Source organism: Winkia sp. UMB3158 (genome assembly GCF_030217145.1).
Taxonomy (GTDB): Bacteria; Actinomycetota; Actinomycetes; order Actinomycetales; family Actinomycetaceae; genus Winkia; species Winkia anitrata.
The window spans coordinates 198,130-215,241 of the sequence record NZ_JASONH010000006.1; the positions used below are offsets into that span (position 1 = coordinate 198,130).

12 protein-coding genes and 1 pseudogene are annotated in these 17,112 nt (G+C 54.3%); 7 read left to right on the plus strand and 6 right to left on the minus strand.

The features are described from left to right. The first annotated feature begins 161 nt into the window (after positions 1–161). Positions 162–1,232: an FHA domain-containing protein gene (locus tag QP400_RS08460; protein ID WP_004807077.1), complete on the plus strand. Its 1,071-nt coding sequence runs from the start codon at positions 162–164 to the stop codon at positions 1,230–1,232. A 35-nt stretch (positions 1,233–1,267) separates the two neighbouring features. Here QP400_RS08460 and QP400_RS08465 read toward each other — a convergent pair whose 3' ends face one another. The 3 genes from QP400_RS08465 to QP400_RS08475 all read right to left on the minus strand — a co-directional run bounded on the left by QP400_RS08465 (position 1,268) and on the right by QP400_RS08475 (position 5,920). Then, a complete protein-coding gene (locus QP400_RS08465; protein ID WP_004807080.1) occupies positions 1,268–2,599 on the minus strand; it encodes an MFS transporter in 1,332 nt (443 codons plus the stop codon). Between the two features lie 156 nt (positions 2,600–2,755). Further along, complete coding sequence (gene gnd / locus QP400_RS08470; RefSeq protein WP_004807083.1) at positions 2,756–4,210, minus strand: NADP-dependent phosphogluconate dehydrogenase; 1,455 nt, start codon at positions 4,208–4,210, stop codon at positions 2,756–2,758. A 153-nt stretch (positions 4,211–4,363) separates the two neighbouring features. Continuing rightward, positions 4,364–5,920: a UDP-N-acetylmuramoyl-L-alanyl-D-glutamate--2,6-diaminopimelate ligase gene (locus QP400_RS08475; RefSeq protein WP_004807084.1), complete on the minus strand. Its 1,557-nt coding sequence runs from the start codon at positions 5,918–5,920 to the stop codon at positions 4,364–4,366. A 306-nt stretch (positions 5,921–6,226) separates the two neighbouring features. Between QP400_RS08475 and QP400_RS08480 the strand changes: the two genes are divergently transcribed. The 4 genes from QP400_RS08480 (at position 6,227) to QP400_RS08495 (ending at position 9,271) form a co-directional block, all read left to right on the plus strand. After that, entirely contained in the window at positions 6,227–6,847 is a 621-nt protein-coding gene (locus QP400_RS08480; RefSeq protein WP_004807087.1) for a DUF4126 domain-containing protein, read from the plus strand. Between the two features lie 192 nt (positions 6,848–7,039). Next, positions 7,040–7,729 carry a hypothetical protein gene (locus tag QP400_RS08485; protein WP_004807089.1) on the plus strand — a complete coding sequence of 230 codons (690 nt, stop codon included), beginning with the start codon at positions 7,040–7,042 and terminating at the stop codon, positions 7,727–7,729. A 26-nt stretch (positions 7,730–7,755) separates the two neighbouring features. Next, the gene (locus QP400_RS08490) at positions 7,756–8,460 is read left to right on the plus strand and encodes a hypothetical protein (RefSeq protein WP_004807091.1); all 705 of its coding nucleotides are present in this window, start codon (positions 7,756–7,758) and stop codon (positions 8,458–8,460) included. Positions 8,461–8,557: 97 nt separating this feature from the next. Next, the gene (locus QP400_RS08495; protein ID WP_004807092.1) at positions 8,558–9,271 is read left to right on the plus strand and encodes a hypothetical protein; all 714 of its coding nucleotides are present in this window, start codon (positions 8,558–8,560) and stop codon (positions 9,269–9,271) included. Positions 9,272–9,361: 90 nt separating this feature from the next. On the opposite strand, the pseudogene QP400_RS08500 reads toward QP400_RS08495, so the two are convergent. Together QP400_RS08500 and QP400_RS08505 are read right to left on the minus strand one after the other, a co-directional pair. Beyond that, a pseudogene (locus QP400_RS08500) lies at positions 9,362–10,168 on the minus strand (hydroxymethylpyrimidine/phosphomethylpyrimidine kinase). A gap of 74 nt (positions 10,169–10,242) precedes the next feature. Beyond that, positions 10,243–12,201 carry a CE1758 family FMN-dependent luciferase-like monooxygenase gene (locus QP400_RS08505; protein ID WP_004807098.1) on the minus strand — a complete coding sequence of 653 codons (1,959 nt, stop codon included), beginning with the start codon at positions 12,199–12,201 and terminating at the stop codon, positions 10,243–10,245. A 67-nt stretch (positions 12,202–12,268) separates the two neighbouring features. Here QP400_RS08505 and QP400_RS08510 point away from each other — a divergent pair, with 67 nt between their 5' ends. Both QP400_RS08510 and QP400_RS08515 read left to right on the plus strand, forming a co-directional pair. Beyond that, on the plus strand, positions 12,269–13,339 hold the full coding sequence (locus tag QP400_RS08510) for a hypothetical protein (RefSeq protein ID WP_004807101.1): 1,071 nt from the start codon (positions 12,269–12,271) through the stop codon (positions 13,337–13,339). A gap of 113 nt (positions 13,340–13,452) precedes the next feature. Beyond that, complete coding sequence (locus QP400_RS08515) at positions 13,453–15,981, plus strand: MMPL family transporter (protein WP_004807104.1); 2,529 nt, start codon at positions 13,453–13,455, stop codon at positions 15,979–15,981. A gap of 400 nt (positions 15,982–16,381) precedes the next feature. Here QP400_RS08515 and QP400_RS08520 read toward each other — a convergent pair. Next, positions 16,382–17,112: VaFE repeat-containing surface-anchored protein (locus QP400_RS08520; RefSeq protein WP_285444597.1), on the minus strand; the 731-nt coding region annotated here is incomplete at its 5' end.

The following is a 17,112-nucleotide window of genomic DNA, read 5'->3' on the forward strand; positions in this document are numbered from 1 at the left end:
GTCTTTCGGTTAAGTTAAAGTGAACGGAAGGCGAAAAGTAGCCAGACGTGAATGTGATGTGCGTCTGCTCGCCTGCACCTGAGAAATCCTTTCTCGCATCTAACCTGACAAGGCGTATACGATAGCGCTGCACACGTTTATTGCATTCTTCGTGAAGACCAATGAAAACAAAGCTGAACACCGATCGTTCTACCGGCACCGTCACTTTCACCGTAACGCTGCCCGCCACCCAGCCCCTAGATCATCTGGCGGCGCAATGGCTAGCAGGAGACCCATCTGATCTGCTCGCCACTTTTCGTTACGAAACTACCGAAAAAGGCAGCTTCCTTTACTACAACGCCACTGACCTGTTACCGCTAAAAGGCATACTGCGGGGCAAACACATCACCGAAGGATTCGCCCGCAACCTCCTCCTCACCGCCTGCGACGCCATTGAACTGTGCACTAACAACCACGTAAACCCCAAAGGCCTCCTGTTCGCCCCTAGGCACGTGTTGATCGCCCCCGATACAAAACTTGCCAGCTTCATCCTGATCACCTCGCTGATCATCGACAAATCTGGGCGCGACAGTCTAGGGCAGCTAATAAACGCACTAATCAAGGCTGTTCCTTCGCACGCCCGCGCCCTGGCGCCACTGCGCGATTACGCGTTCGCCTCGCCTGCGCCCTCGCCTGACAAGATGCGGCAATTCATTTGGCAGGCCTTTTCAGATTCGGCTACCTCTTCTTCCGCCGCCGCACCTGCAACAAAACTTCAGTTACCTGCTGCGACAAAGCCCCAGCAGCCCTCCCCGACGCCGGATGATGCAACCGTCATCCCAGCAGGTGATGCCACAATTTTGAAAGTTCCTCAGGAAAAAGAACCTACCCCTGTTAGCGCTCCCGCTCCAGAACGCACCGCCTTCACCGTCACTCGCATACGCGATGGACGCATGGCAATAGCGCGGATGCGGCAAGCTGTCATAGGCCGCTCCGCCACCTGCGACATCCACATGGGGGGAAATTCGGACGTATCACGAAAGCATGCCCAGATCGACGTGCTACCGGACGGAACCTTCCAAATATCTGATCTAGGTTCCACCAACGGCACGTTTGTGGGGGGCCGCCGCCTGTCCGAGGGCGCCAAAGCGACGCTTCAAAGCAGGGACAAATTTGCCCTATCTAAAGACGTATTCGTCATAGAAACGCTGCAGCAAAAAGGCTCCAGCCCCGCAAAAAATTGGCGGGCGTGAACAGCAACCGTCCACGCCCGCCAATTCAGCAAATACTAGTCCTCGCTGTACAAGGAGGATCCCTGAGTCTCACGACCCAGCCAAGCTGCGGCCGACGCGAGGCACATACCAATAGCAAGCATGATCCACGCAGGCAGCCAGCCGCGGTGACCAGGCTGCACGATTGCAGCAGCAAGCGTAGGAGCAAATCCCACCAGCAACAAACCCACCTGCAAACCAACTGCATATCCGGTGGCGCGCACACGGGTCGGGAAAATTTCGGTAAACAGCGTGCCCTGTACCGAGTTACACACGTTCGCCGCGCACATAACACCAAAGAAGGCTAAAGAAATGTACAGGTAATTGCGAGTTTCAATCGCCGCAAAGAAAACAAAGAACATTGCACCAATAACCAGTACACCAATGCCAAATACCGGCCTGCGGCCAATACGGTCAGACAGGGCTGCCCCAGGAGGACCACATACCAGCGCCGCCACCGACATCGCACTAATAATTGCCAACATCTTCGGCGCAGAGAGTTGCTGATAATCAACCGCATAGCTGACGCTAAATACCGTAGACATGGAACCGGTAAGTGTCATCAAGGTACAGAAAATTACGCGCAACACCGCTTTCCAGTGCTTAGTAAATACCTCAATTAGCTGGGCTTTCGTGGACAATGTAGAAGCTTCGTCCTCGGCGCTTTGATATACCGGAGCGTCGCCAACAGTACGGCGAATATACAGAGTAAATAAAGAAAGGGGGCCAATAATCCAAAACGGAATCCGCCAGCCCCACGAAAGCAAGAATTCTTGCCCGAAAGCGGTAACCGGAACGAAAGCTGCAGATCCCAAAGCAGTGCCAGCCGCAATGCCCAACATAATCCACCCCGAGTACAGGGCGCGCTTGTCGCTAGGTGCATGCTCAGACGCCAAGGTCATGGCCGCAGCCTGCTCACCACCTGCAGAAATGCCCTGCGCAAGGCGCAGGACAACAAGCATAATAGGGGCTGCAATACCAGCAGTCCTTGGGGTGGGCAGACAGCCAATCAAGAAAGTGGCAGCCCCCATCAATGTTAACGTGTAGATCAGTGTTTGGGCGCGCCCATGGCGGTCCCCAAGACTTCCAAAAAGAACGGCACCAACCGGCCGGGCGACGTAGGCTAACCCAAAAGTAGCGAACGATGCGATAGCTGCTCCGCGTTCCCCCATGGATTCAAAGAACAAATGCGAGAAAACCAGCGCCGATGCGGTGGCAAATGCAATTAGATCGAAATATTCAATTGTCGATCCCATAAAGCCCGAAAATGCTGCACGCTTCGCTACGCGCAATTGTTCGGGATCCATTTCGGCAGCAGTCGGCCTTTCTAACTGTTGCGTCGATGACAAGGGAAACCTCCGGAAGTAGACCGCAACAAATACCGCAACCAGTCTAAACCTAAATCCACGGCTGGCTGAAAAATATAACGCATTTCATTTCAGCCAAGCCGTGGAATATATTTAGCCTGTTCAGTTAGCTATTCCGAGCTAATCTCTAAGCTCGACTTACCACTGTTCCTCCGGACGTCCTTCCTCCGCCCACAGAGTGTGGAAGATGCCTTCCTTATCCACACGCTTGTAGGTGTGCGAACCAAAGAAGTCGCGTTGCCCCTGAATAAGAGCAGCTGGTAGCCGTTTCGCACGAATCCCGTCATAGTAAGAAAGGGAGGAAGAGAACACGGGAGCTGGCGCACCATGCAACGCAGCCGCAGCTACCACGCGCCGCCATGCGGGCAAGCACTCCTGAATCTTGTCGTAGAAGTAATCGTCAGCGATCAGCAAGGGCAGATCAGGATTCTTCTGGAACGCCTTAGTAATGTCGTTCAGGAAGCGGGCGCGAATAATGCAGCCACCTCGCCAAATGCGAGCCATGTCCCCATTTTTAATATCCCAGTCATATTCCTTAGCAGCCGCCTGGATCTCGTTGAAGCCCTGCGAGTAGGCCACTATCTTGGAGGCGAATAGCGCTTTACGCACGTCCTCGATGAAGGCATCGCGGTCCTGCACCTGCCATTCCTCTTCATGCCCTGCGAGGCCCTGGGCAGCTTCACGCTGCTCTGGCGAGGACGACAGGCCGCGAGCGAAGGTGGCCTCGCCAATGCCGGTAACGGGTACAGCCAGGTCGAGGGCGGTCTGTACAGTCCACATGCCCGTGCCCTTCTGGCCAGCGGCATCCTGAATCAGGTCTACCAGCGGTTTGCCAGTTTCAGCGTCAACCTGAGTTAGCACCTCTGCAGTGATCTCCATCAGGTAGGAATCCAGGTCGCCCTTGTTCCATTCGCGGAAAATATCGCCAACCTCTGCCGGCGTCAGTCCAAGGGCGCGGCGCAACAGATCGTAAGCTTCACCAATAACCTGCATGTCAGCATACTCAATGCCGTTGTGAACCATCTTCACGAAGTGGCCGGCCCCGTCAGAACCGACATGAGTGCAGCAAGGCTCACCTTCCACATGCGCAGAGATCTTCTCGAACATGGGGCCGAGGCGATCGTAAGCCCACTTGGATCCCCCTGGCATGATGGCCGGCCCTAACAGCGCCCCTTCTTCCCCACCAGAGACACCGGCACCCACGAAATGCAGCCCGGCGGCCTTCAATTCTGCTTCGCGTCGGCGAGTGTCACTAAAGAGGGAGTTACCGCAGTCAACAACAATGTCGCCCTCTTCCATGTACTGCTTGAACTGGTCGATGCAAGCGTCCGTAGCCGAGCCTGCCTTAACCATAATGATTGCGACTCGCGGCTTTTCCAACGAAGCAATGAAATCCTCTACATTCTGGGATAGAATGAAAGTGCCCTCGTCGCCATGGTTTTCGAGAACTCGTTCAGTCCTGGCAGGAGTACGGTTCGTAATCGCCACCTTGTATCCGTTGCGGGCTAGGTTCCGGGCCAAATTTGAGCCCATTACGCCCATGCCCATTACGCCAATGTCGGCCGATCCGGCCTGGGGTGTAGGGATTGCCATTACTTCTCCTTCAACAATCAGGTCAACACGAAGAATACTGTCAACGTTTAATAGCCTACCTAAGGCGGCCCCCCTGGTGGAGACCCCTTCAAAACATGACTTACAAGATAGAGGACGTCACCACACGGCAACGCCCTCTACTTTTTAGAAATCCTATTTTTCTTCGCGACGAGGGTCGCGTTCAAGAATTTCGGCTGCGGTATCGATATCGGAATACGTGTGTTTAATGTTCTCGATATCTTGGTACCACTCAATCCCCTTACCGGTTAACATGACGATGTCTCCCTCAGTGGAGTTGAGGATGGCCTTACGCACCGCATCACGGCGGCAGGTGGTTATCTCGGTGACGTTGTTCATGTCCGGACGGACCCTCTTAACCCCGCGAATCAGGTAGTCACGGATAGACTGGGGATCCTCCGTACGCGGGTTCTCATCAGTAACCCACAAAATGTCAGCCCTACGGGCAGCTACTTCAGCTAGATCCTCGCGCTTAGAGGGATCCCTATCTCCGTCTGTACCAAAGACGATGACAACTTTGCCCGAGGTCATTTCACGAACCGATTTTAGAGTCCAGTCCAGCCCTTCCGGGGTGTGGGCGTAGTCAGCAATCACTAGCGGTTGCCCCGGAGCAGGAGTCGGATTAACTTTCTGCATCCGCCCGGGCACCTGTTTAGCGCCCTCGACCGCCTTGATGGCGTCCTGGAGGTCGTAGCCCAACTGCACGCCGCACACAATTGTTACCGCGCAATTTTGCACGTTCACTTCGCCTAACACGGGGGAGGCGACCTGGCCGGTTTGCCCCTCCGGGCCAGTGAGGGTGAAGACTGTACGCATAGATTCTTGATCGGCGTGAATGTCGCTTACCTGCCAGTCTGCTTCGCTCTGGCTAAGAGCGGCCACAGTAACCGTAGGAATCTGACTGACCTGAGCCATCTTCTTTCCCCACTTGTCATCAACACACACTACCGCGCGTTTGGCGTGACCCGGGGTGAACAGTTGCGCCTTAGCCGCAAAATACGTATCCATGTCGCCGTAGTAATCCAGATGATCGTGTTGCAGATTCGTAAACCCGGCTACGTCAAAACAGATTCCGTCAACACGGTGCAACGACAAGGCATGCGAGGAAGTCTCGATGACTGCTCCTCCTAGATTTTGTTCGCGCGCGGAGGCCAAGAAACGTTGCAGCACGGGCGCCTCAGCGGTAGTGCGCGAGGCAATAATCTGGTGCTGGCCTACCGAGACCTCGTTGGTACCGCACAGGGCGGCGTGCGGATGATCCACGCCGAGCAGCGCTCTAAGTAAATAGGTAGTCGTAGTTTTCCCGTTTGTGCCGGTAACTGTCGCTGTCACCAGATCTTTTGCAGGGTTCTTATAAATCGCGCACGCAATAGGCGCTACCGCGCTACGAGGATCAGCCACGGTAATTACGGGCACCGGAAAGCCTTCGCCTACTCGAGTTGCGCCCTCGCTGTCGGTAATTATCGCTACCGCTCCATGACGTACCGCCACTGCTGCGTGTTCAATACCGTGATGGGAATAGCCCTTAATCGCAACAAAAACCCAGCCTTTATCAATGTCGTGGGTAGAAACACTAACCCCAGACACCTTGACTTTGCCTGCTTCAGCAGGGCCGTCCCAAGAAAGCCCTTCCAAAACTTCAGACAAACAAACGGGTGTAACTTTCGGACGAATATCGCAGATCTGCTCCATATGTTCGATAGTAGTCCACCACCGCTGTAGTTTTTTCTACGCGCCGAGGGCGAGCCGCAGCCTCACCGTAGCCGTTCATTCTGCTACACCCCACCAAGCAACGTACGCTAACCGCCCGGTTACGAAACAGCTAGTGAAGGCTAATAAGAGAATGGATGGGCGGCTAAGGCTGGAGTCAGCGTAAACTGGGATCAGGTTTCCTAAAACGTTGTAGCGCCACTTCCTGCGGCGCTACAACTCATTTAGTTCTTTTTGCGTCCTGAATTATTCGGCAGCACAGAGGCTTTCGCCATACAATCTTGTTTGATGGAACTTTTTACCGCCTTAGGGCTTTCTTCAGCGTCAGGACTAAACGCATACATCCCCATGCTGGTGTTCGGGCTTCTGGCCCGCTTCACCTCAGTGATTACTCTGCCACAAGCCTGGCAGTGGCTGTCTGATCCGATCCTACTGGGCATCGTTGCCGTCCTCTTAGTAATAGAGATTGTGGCAGACAAGGTTCCAGCTGTCGACACCATCAACGACGCCATTCAGACGGTTATTCGCCCTACCTCCGGCGGCCTCATGTTTGCTTCCGGCCTCAATTCAGCAACCGGAGAAAACGGCGTCGAGCAGCTCACCACCTCCGAGGCTTTTCGGCAGCCGTCAACTTGGATCGCCCTAGTTGTTGGCTTCGCGGTGGCGCTCGGGATCCACTTTTTTAAGTCTTCTTCACGACCGGTGTGGAACGCGTCTACTGTGGGACTCGCCGCCCCTGTCGTATCTACCGGAGAAGACGCAGTTGCGGCCGCCCTATCCTTCTCGGCAGTACTCGTTCCCGTAGTGGCTCTTTTGCTGGTTGCAGCATTGGTTGGGCTTATTATCTGGTTCTTTGTGAAGGTGCGGAAGCGTTTCGCTCGCAGCTCCTCCGTTGCGCGAGTGGACTAGCGCAGCCAGGGCAATCTCGCCTTTCGCGGCAAGGAACGATAGCGACAAGCGGGCGTTAGCGACCAGGGGCGGCTTTGTGGAATAAGTCCACGTATCCAGTTAGCTCCAGAGGTTTCGAGTAGCGGTTTTTCTGGAAAACCATATGCTAGATACGAAAGTGTATGTTTTTTCACATTTCCTAAGAAGGCTAGGATGCTCATCCCCAAGCTAAGAACTGTCTGCGCTGCAACCGCCATTGCCGCCGCAACACTTTCGCTTTCCGCCTGCACTATCAGCCATCACAATCCGAGCGACGGACTAGCGAGCAAAAAAGCAGTAGCTAAGATCGAAAGACTGCCCTCAGAGCAAGTAAAGGATGCAGTTGAGCAGACCACCTTCGGCGGCACCGGTCTAAAAGTAAGAGATTTTCTAACCGGGGACAGTCCCGAATTAGCCAGGCTTGAGCAAGAAGACAAGTTTGCGGAAAAAGTAGGGGAATCCTTTCCCGCAAAGGATAGGAAGTGCTATCACTCTTTCTTTACTCCCGGCCATGGCAGGTTAGACTACGTGATCAAAGCCGGCAACGGTAAGTACCGACTGTTAGTAGATAAATATGAGGAACTGAACGCCGAGGACGCGATCCGCCATAAGCTGAAGCTAGCTGGCGAATGTCGCGTGTTTACCGCTTTTCAGGATCCACTAACCTTAGACACCAGCAAACTCAATCTTAGATACGCCAAAGTAGCCGCGTTGGACACCTGGGCCTTTACGGAGAGGGACAAAGAGGCAATGTCCACCACAGCTGCTAATGGGACTTTTCTTATCACAGATCATCTCCATAAAGATGAAATTATCGAATCTACCCAAAATTTTTTGAACAAGCTAGCCGAAAAAACCAAATAACACCCCTCAAAGTAGAGAGAAACAAAATGATATCCCGTAAGCTACGCGCCATTTGCAGCATATGCGCAACCGCAGCACTCGCTCTGCCGCTGTCGGCCTGCGCAATCAGTTTCGACGGCTCCGATGGCGATTCTGCAAAGAAAAAAGCGCCAGCAGCAATCGAAAAGTTAACCGTAGATCAGGCTAAAGAAGCGGTTAAAGAATCCGAATTCGCCGGCAAAAAACTGGTCAATGCCACCTCGCTCGTACACTCCGACCCTGACATGCAGTCGATGCTGAAGCAGACACGAGACACGATCAAGTCTGCAAAGGAGCATACAAAACCTGCAAGATGCTTCGAAAGTATGACCACTGCCCCAAACGATTTGGACTACGTTGTTCAGGTAAAGAATGGCAAAAACCGCCTGGTCCAGTTGACTAAGTCCAGAGACATGAACATGACGGATAGGCTCAATAATGCACTCGACCTGGCGGACGAATGCAAGGATGTGCAGATGTGGAGTGCTCGTTTGCGGCACACCATCCAAGAGCTAGATGTTGACAATGCCGAATCCGCAGCATGGGAAACGACTATTACAGAGCAGGACGGAAATAGTTCTAAGGAGCTCCGCGCCGAAGCAACTGTTGGCAGCGTCCAGGCGACAGTCCTCAGCCGTTCTCCTGATAGCAAAGAAGCGATGACTGCAGCACTGCAAGATATCCTGAACAACCTGGCAAAACAAGCGAAATAACCAATCTAGATCGGGCACCGCTAGCCCAATCTAGAGAAACAAATAAGCTCATAAATAGAACCATATGCCGCCCATTTTCACGAGAAGAGGACCTGGAATGCTATCGACCAAACTTCGTTCACTAGGTGCAGTAGGCGCAGCCGCAACATTAGCCCTGTCGCTATCGGCCTGCGCGAACTCATCAGACTCCGCAGACGCCGGGGGTAAGAAGGACGTGTCGGCAGGGGTGCAGAACCTAACCGCACAACAGGTCGAGACGGCCATAAAGAACACCAAAGTAGACGGCAAGAAGTTGAACAAGGTAGTCTCCTTCAAATCTGGTGACCCACAAGTGGAGGCCGCCGAAAAGAAGGCCGAAACCCTCAAATCCGTAAAGGACCTGATTGAACCCCAGAAGTGCTACAAGCTCATAGAAAACGGCATCCCCCACGGCGTGGAATACCTCGTTCAGGCACAAGACGCTCCTGCTCTTCTAGTCCAGGTGGTGAAGGTCAAGGATACTAACATTGAGGACAACATCGACACGACCCTTTCATTGTCTGACGATTGCGCCAAAATCACTCTTAAATCCGGCAAGCACAACACCACGCTCCACAACACTTACAAGAAAATCGATGTTGAAAACGCAAACAAGGCCATTTGGGAAATTAATGAAACTACTCAGGATGGGCAATCCCAATCCACGGTAATGGCACGTGGCGCTAATGGCAGCATGGTCGCTGTTGTGGCAGGCAGCGATGCTGACCAAAAAGACACTATTATCGCCTCTTTGAAAGATTTACTGAACAATCTTGCCAAGCAGGCCAAGTAATTCGCTTAAATAGGGTGGCGCCCACGCAACTCACGTGGGGCGCCACCCTATTTAATAGTCAATCGATAAGACTTATCTTCTTGACCCGGGTTAGTTTGCGCCTTGCCATACTGTATCGAACGGGGTATTGGCACTTACGCGAGCGTTGATACCGCGTGTCACGAATCGTTTTGCAGCTCCCACTGCCTTCGCAATGTCAGCCCCCTTGGCAAGCTCCCCTGTGATCGCAGCAGCAATGGTGCAACCGGCTCCAGATACGCGCTGTTCGCCCACCTTAGGAGCCTCAAAACGGGTTATCTCTTTACCGTCCCACAATACGTCCACTGCCTTGTCGCCAGGTAGTTCCACGCCTCCCTTTGCCACCACGTAGGGCACAGATTCCCCAATGCGTTTGGCTGCTTCTTCTAGCTCTTCAACTGTTGTGATCTGCTCCATTCCAGAGAGGGTCTTGGCTTCGAATACGTTCGGCGTAACTACGGTGGCTAGAGGAAGTATTTTTTCCCGCAGCGCATTATCTGTATCCAGGGCAGCTCCAGGCTCTTGCCCCTTACAAATGAGTACGGGGTCAACAACCACGTTCTTCCATTTGCGCTGCGAAAGCCCTTGAGCAACAGCGTCGATAGTATCGGGGGTACCTAGCATCCCCACCTTAACGGTGTTCATCACTGTCTCGTCAAAGCACGCAAGAGAAACCTCAATCTACTCTTCAATGATGTCACGTGGGATCGGGTGGAAGCGGTGTCCCCAGCTATTCGACGGGTCAAAGGCAACGATGCAGGAAAGCGTGCCCACACCGTAGACGCCCAGCTGCTGGTAGGTTTTTAGATCAACCTGAAATCCGGCGCCGCCAGTTGCTTCCGAACCAGCTATAACGTATGCGACAGGTGGGGTGGACATGGAGCTCCTTTTGTTTGAGTTATGTTGCCCGTTAATCCTAACTGTCTCGCCGAGCGCGGGCCTATTTTAGAGTGCTAGAGCAGCCGCTGTGCTAGCTGGGCCGCACCGCGAGCGATACGGCGCGCTAGTGCCTGTCCACCAGAACCATCCGAGTCAGCTGCTTTGGACCCCCAGTCTTCCGTGGCAGCAAAAATGGCGGTGGGCACCGTCTCGGCGTGCATGTAGGTCAAGACTGGACGTAGGTGATGTTCCAATACGAGGGCGTGGCGCGGCGTACCTCCGGTGCCTCCTAGCAAGACCGGCTTGCCTTCCAAAGCTCCGTCCTCGAGCACATCGAAGAATTGTTTGAATAGTCCTGAGAATGACCCCTGGTAGGTGGGCGTTACTGCCACTAGGGCAGCCGCGCCACTTACGGCAGCCTTTATGCCTTCCAGCTTTTCATTGCCAAATCCGGTCAGAACGTTGTCGGCTAGATCCCGGGCAAGCTTGCGCAAAGCTACCTCGCGAATCTGGATTGAGTGCCCGGCGGCCCCTAGTTTCGCGGCAGCTTCTTTGGCCAGTCGCATTGCTAGTTTTCGCGACGAGGACGCGTCTGACATGCCCGCATGAATTACGACTATGCGACGTTCATTCTTGGTCCACCAGGGAGCTTCCTGGCTTTGTACCGGAGAATCTTCCTGTTCAACAGTGCCACTGCCGGACTTTTGGGACTCTTCCAACCATTTGTCGGCCCTTCCCAAGGCCGCCTCACGGCTAGGAGCTTGCTGATAGAAGGAGGCACCTGTTACCGTGTCGCCGGCTGCGGCGCCGTCGCGAGTGCCCACGCCGTCGTCCGTCTGGGCCCCAGCAGTAAGGTCGATGCTGATTTGATTCCACTCGCGTGGTTCGTTTACCAGGTCTGCATCTGGCGTCTGTTCCTGCCAAATCTTGGCCTCGGAGCGGGCCGGTTCCTTACCGCGAAGACGCAACAGAGATTCGTGGGTGGGAGCGTCCGGCACGTCTTCTTCGGAAAGGGAGGCGAACTCGCGACGCAATACCGGCAGGATCTCGCCAAGGAAGTCGATTTGGTGCAACACCTCGGTGAGTGGCAGCCCAGCGTGGTCAACAAGGAATAGCTGTCGCTGGTAGTCGCCTACCATTTCGCGGAAGCTCAACGTACGATCGATTACTTCCTGTGGGGAACCTACGGTTAGTGGGGTCTGTTCGGTGAACTCTTCCATGGTGGGGCCGCCACCGTAGACGGGCGCATTGTCGAAGTAGGGGCGGAAAGCTTCTTTTGCATCCTGGCTTCGCTTGGCCATGAATACTTGTCCGCCCAAACCGACGATGGCCTTCTTTGCTGGACCGTGCCCGTAATGTTCGAAGCGTTCGCGGTACAGGTTCACCATCTTTGCGGTATGGGAGGCGGGCCAAAAGATGTTGTTGTGGAAGAATCCGTCCCCGTAGTAGGCGGCTTGTTCTGCAATTTCTGGGCTGCGGATAGATCCGTGCCAGACGAATGGCGCTACTCCATCTAGAGGGCGTGGCACCGCGGTGAAGCCTCGTAGTGGAGTGCGATGTTTGCCTTCCCAGTAGACGTCCGTTTCGTCCCAAAGTTTGCGCAGGAGGCCGTAGTTTTCAAAGGACAGTTCGATCCCGTCGCGAATATCTTTCCCGAACCAGGGGTAAACCGGCCCCGTGTTGCCGCGGCCTAGCATCAGGTCCATCCTGCCGCCCGACAGGTGCTGCAGCATGGCGTAGTCTTCGGCCAGTTTCACCGGATCGTTGGTGGTAATTAGAGTGGTGGAGGTAGAAAGAATGATGCGTTCAGTTTTTGCTGCAATGTACCCCAACATGGTGGTGGGGCTAGAGGGCACGAATGGCGGGTTGTGATGCTCACCTTGCGCGAATACGTCGAGGCCTACCTCTTCGGCGTGCACAGCGATCTTGGTCATCGCGTGCAGGCGTTCAGATTCGGTGGGAACCATTCCGCTCGTGGGGTCTATTGTTAGGTCGCCGACGCTGAATACGCCGAATTGCATCTTGTGTGCCACGTGGCCTCCATTTCAGTTTCCATTCCATGTTAGGAAGAATGGGGCCAGTTCATGCAAGGATTGGGGTATGGATGTAACTAACAGCATGTTTGCCCAGGCAAATATTCCCGCCGAGGGCGATTTTGAGCGCGTATATTCCACAGCAACTTTGGTGCTGCGGGCGACCCCCACATTTTTGACGCATTGGGCCCGTGGGGTAAACGTGTATTTTGCCCCTGTTACAGCATTGTTGGGGTTTGGTTTTGGGTGGTTGCCGCAAGATGCCACCCCGGCCCAGTCGGTGCTGCTAGATCATGCAAAGGCGCAGGAAATCGGTGCAGATACGGACGTTTTATTTGAGCGCGCAATGGCAAATGTTGTCACCAAGGCGAAGCAGCAGTTGGCAGCTAGGACTGATGTCTTGGGAGCTCCTATCCCACTGGTGGAAGCTAAGTTGGGCGGAACCGAGGCTGCGCGGATTGCGGGTCCTGGTGACGAGGGCGCAGCGTTCTTGCTGCTATCTGGGGCTCTTGCCAAAACTAGGCAGTGGCTCGTAGATAATCGTGGTTGGAAGAACCCGCTAGTGATGCCGCTGTCGGATCGTCGCATCTGGTTCTTTGACGAGGACGTGGATGCGGTTCAGAGTGCACTTACGATGGCAGTTGGGCGCGGCGTCAGTGAGCACACGATTTGCCCGTTGCCTTTTAGTATTTCTAGAGCTGGCGATCTGAGTGAGTACGCTTTAGAGCAGACTCATCCAGGGTTTTCTACGTGGATGCAGATCAGGTTGGGGCTGCTAGAGGATGCTTACACCCAGCAGGGTAAGGTGTGCGAGGCTTCGCCTGCTGCGTACGGGCAGGTGGCACCCTTCGAGATTGGCGCTGATCCTGCCAGCCCAGAACATCCGGCTTCTTTCACTGCGCTCGTTCCCGCCCCACTTTCTTCCGTGCCGGCGGCTGATTACATCGCTTTCTTGCCTAATTCTGAGCCTGGCGAGGAACCAGATTTTACTGATTCTATTAAGATCTCTTTTGCCCAGGCCAGGCAGGTTTGGCCGGAGGGTTTTCAAATAGATGACTCGGTTTGGCCGCTGCGGTACAAGGTGAATGGTTTCCCTGATGTAGCTACTCAGGCGGAGCTTTCGGCCCGGGCTTTGTAGCGTTCGCCCTTGGCTCACAAGTGCGCTTCTAGAATCCCTCCGTTCTGGTTCTCTTCTGGCATAGTCTGGAAGGGAACTATTCGCCTTATTTTGCGCAAGGGAGCGTGCAGCAGATGTTTGTCCGCCTGGCTCGGTTCGTTTCGAGGCATGCGCGGGCGATTATTATTAGCTGGCTACTGATAATCGCTGCCTGTCTGACTGTTTCCGTTACGGGAGTGGCGGGTGCGCCCATCTGGAAAAGGCTGAATTCTGACATTCCTATGGCCCAGGGTTCCGAGTCCGAGCAGGGCCAACGTATCCTCGATAAGACCACTAAACAGGCCTACCCAATTTCGGCGGTGATTTCCGGGGTAAACGTGGCAGGGAATGCCGATGCTCTGTCGCGGTCTACTGCTAATTTAGCTTCTCGGGTGCGTGTTCTAGAGGGCGTGACTGCAGTTAATTCCCCGTTCTTACCTTTGGATCTGGCCACTGTCCGGCATTTCGCGCCTGAAGAGGAGCGCGATTCCATTGTGGAGCCTAAGGTGGCGGCGCAGAGGGCGAAGGACGGTCTTGCGAAGGCCGAGGCTGCGGCCGAACAGGCTCAGCAGGGTCTGGCTCAGGCCCAGGGTGCATTAGCTCAGCTGCCTCCGCAGATGCAGGCTGAACGAGCCCGGGCACAGCAGGCGCAGCGGCAGGCGTCAGAGGGGCTGCAGAAGGCCGAGGCAGCGAAGAAAAATGCCAAAGAGGGGCTCGCGAAGGCGCAGAAGCTGCAATCGATGAGTACTTGGCAGCGGGTGCGCGCTGCTGATTCTAAGAAGTTGCTCGCTAAAGATGGCAAGGGATTCGTTGTTTCGGTGTCCCTAGATAAGACGAGCGTGTCGGATCCCGATAAAGCTAGGGATCGCGTGGTCTCGGTAATGAACCAGTGGAAACCTCAATTAAAGAAGGTGGCGCCACAGGCAAAAATTGTGGTTTCGGATCAGCAAGCCGTGATGGACGAGTCAGTCGGTCAGGTTCGCTCGGATCTGGCTACTGGCGAGGTCGTGTCGTTGCCGCTAACAGTAGTTGCAATGCTGTTCATTTTTGGCGGATTGATTGCGGCTATGTTGCCTCTTGCGGGTGCTGCGGTGGCGATGGCTGTTTCGCTGGCGGCGCTGCTTGGTCTTACTTATTTGGCCCCGCAGCAGTCCTTTGTCTTGAATATTATTTCGGTACTTTCGCTGGGCCTTTCCATTGATTATTCGCTGCTTATTGTGTCTAGATTCCGTGAAGAACTAGCGCGTCGTATCAACGAACCTAACAGGTACTTGCGCTCTTTGGAAGCTACTTTGCGCACTGCTGGCCGTACGGTATTTTTCAGCGCCTTGACGGTGGCTATTTCGATTTGCGGTTTGATGGTTTTCAAGCCTGAGTTGCTGAAGTCTTTAGGAGCTGGCGGGGTGGCTGTCGTCTTGTCAGCAATGGCTAGCGCGATCACGCTTACTCCCGCAATCCTTATTTTGGCTCGGCGGAAGATGGCACGGCCTTCCCCACTGACGAAGCTCCCTGTGGTTGGGCGGTTTGTCCACACTGAAACGGGGCACTTGCCTGAGCATGGGCTTTTTGCTTCTTTGGCGCGCATTGTCCACTCCCATCCGTGGGTCTTCTTGGTGGGATGCCTTGCCGTGCTGGGTGTCATGGCTTCTCCTATTACCGATATGCACATGCGTAATTCGGGCACCGAGATGATGCCTGCGAAGTTGCAACAGATCCAGACGTTGAAGCATATGAAGAAGCAGTATCCGGCCATTGCGATAGGCGACATCCATGTGGTGGCTAAGACTTCTGCTAAGGATTTGGATCAGTGGATGAAACAGCACGTGTCGCCTATGAAGGATGTTGTTCAGGTTCGAGGGGCGAAGGCGGCCCACGATGGTTGGGTTTCCGCCGAGGCAAGCGTCCGCGGCTCGGATGGCTCTTCGCGTCTTGCGGAGCGGGTAACGAAGGATGTGCGTTCGGCTGCGTCCGATGCGCCTTTCAACGTGCTGGTGGCAGGACAGGGGGCTAACCAGATCGATTTCGTTCATGCGTTAGCCGAGGACGCGCCTTGGGTTGCATTGGTAATTATTGGTGCCACGTTCGTGCTGTTGTTCTTGATGACCGGGTCGATATTGGTTCCTCTGAAGGCCCTCATTATCAACACTTTGTCGCTGGTGTCAGCGTTGGGAGTGGGAGTGTTTGTCTTCCAGAAGGGACATCTTGAAGGCCTGCTAGATTTCGAGTCTTTGGGCGGTCTTGAGTCTTATGTGGTTGCGGTGATCTTCTGTTTCGGCTTCGGGTTGGCTATGGATTATGAAGTGTTCCTGATTAGCCGTATCAAGGAGGTTTGGGATCGCACCGCTGATAACGATCGGGCGGTCGAGGTAGGCATGCAGCAGTCGGGGCGGATTATTACTTCTGCTGCGCTCATCTTGGTGCTGGTCTTTATTGGGTTCCTTATGGGCGACATGATGGTGATCAAACAGGTCGGATTCACTTTGGCTGTGGCCGTGTTTGTTGATGCCACGTTGGTTCGCATGCTTCTGGTTCCTTCCACTATGACTTTGCTGGGTAAGTGGAATTGGTGGGCACCGAAGCCGTTGGTGGCTCTACATAAGAGGATTTCTGCCATTCACAGTTGAGGGCTTTCAGCTTTTGTTCTAGGCAACGTATGGGGTCTTCTTGGCTCTTTCTTAGGCTCGCTTTCTAGAGGGCGTAGGTGGCCCAGGTGCCTATGGTTTGCCATTGGGGTGGATTGTCGCGTGCGCTCTTCTAGTTTTGCGTTTGCCCAGGGTTATCAGCCTTTTATGGCACGGTCTTTGGCAAGCGCTTCGCCCTATTGGTTGTTGAGACCTGACTTCTTTTGGCGTGGACGGTGGGGCTTGGAGTGGCGTCTCCGTTGCGGTGGAGGGTGGGCACCCTATTGGTTTTGTTGTGTGAAGTTTGGTGGTGGCTGGTTAAAGCAGAACTGGGATGCCGCTTTTGCGGCATCCCAGTTGCTGTTTAGGACGCAGTAAGCGGGAGGCTTACTGCGTTCCGTTGTTAGTTCTTCTTGCGACGCTGGCCGAGTACCAGTGCTGCACCGCCGGCTAGTGTCAGGGCAGCAATGCCGCCCACGACGCCAGCGTTGGAGCCGGTCTTGGCTAGGGTCTTGGAAGACTTGATGCACTTGACGATGGTCACGTGCTTCTTCTTGCCGTCCTTGCCGACGATGGTCTTCTTTTCGACCTTGGTCTGGGTTTCGGGCGGGCACTTCGGAACTTCGTGACCGGGCTTGCCGGGCTTGCCAGGCTTGCCTGGCTTGTTCGGCTTCTTCGAGGTCACAGTCTGATCAGCATCATTGAGATCCTTGTGCTCAGCAATCTTGGTCTCTTCAGAAACCTCGTTGCCATCCTTATCAACAACAGCCGAGGTCAAAGTCTCGAACGCAACCGCGCTCTCAACAACACCCTTGACCGAGTCATTTACAACAATCTCAACCTTGGTAGAACCAGAAGCCTGCTCCGGAGTGAACTTAGCAGAACCCTCACCAACAACAGACTCATCAGCCTTGTTAATCAACTGAGCAGAAAGCGTGTACTCCTTACCAGGAATCAAATCCTCGTAAGAAACAGTGTCAACAACCTTCGCACCAGCCTTGACCTGATCACCATCCAAAGAAGCCTTGGTCTTGATAACCGGATTCTTCGGCTCAACCTTCTTCGAGGTCACAGTCTGATCAGCATCATTGAGATCCTTGTGCTCAGCAATCTTGGTCTCTTCAGAAACCTCGT

What these genes read in the sequence shown, in the direction of transcription:
- QP400_RS08475 (WP_004807084.1), bottom strand. Translation starts at nt 5,920, where the DNA reads ATGGAGCAGATCTGCGATATTCGTCCGAAAGTTACACCCGTTTGTTTG.
- QP400_RS08460 (WP_004807077.1), top strand. Translation starts at nt 162, where the DNA reads ATGAAAACAAAGCTGAACACCGATCGTTCTACCGGCACCGTCACTTTC.
- QP400_RS08515 (WP_004807104.1), top strand. Translation starts at nt 13,453, where the DNA reads ATGTTTGTCCGCCTGGCTCGGTTCGTTTCGAGGCATGCGCGGGCGATT.
- QP400_RS08510 (WP_004807101.1), top strand. Translation starts at nt 12,269, where the DNA reads ATGGATGTAACTAACAGCATGTTTGCCCAGGCAAATATTCCCGCCGAG.
- QP400_RS08480 (WP_004807087.1), top strand. Translation starts at nt 6,227, where the DNA reads ATGGAACTTTTTACCGCCTTAGGGCTTTCTTCAGCGTCAGGACTAAAC.
- QP400_RS08485 (WP_004807089.1), top strand. Translation starts at nt 7,040, where the DNA reads ATGCTCATCCCCAAGCTAAGAACTGTCTGCGCTGCAACCGCCATTGCC.
- QP400_RS08490 (WP_004807091.1), top strand. Translation starts at nt 7,756, where the DNA reads ATGATATCCCGTAAGCTACGCGCCATTTGCAGCATATGCGCAACCGCA.
- QP400_RS08495 (WP_004807092.1), top strand. Translation starts at nt 8,558, where the DNA reads ATGCTATCGACCAAACTTCGTTCACTAGGTGCAGTAGGCGCAGCCGCA.
- gnd (WP_004807083.1), bottom strand. Translation starts at nt 4,210, where the DNA reads ATGGCAATCCCTACACCCCAGGCCGGATCGGCCGACATTGGCGTAATG.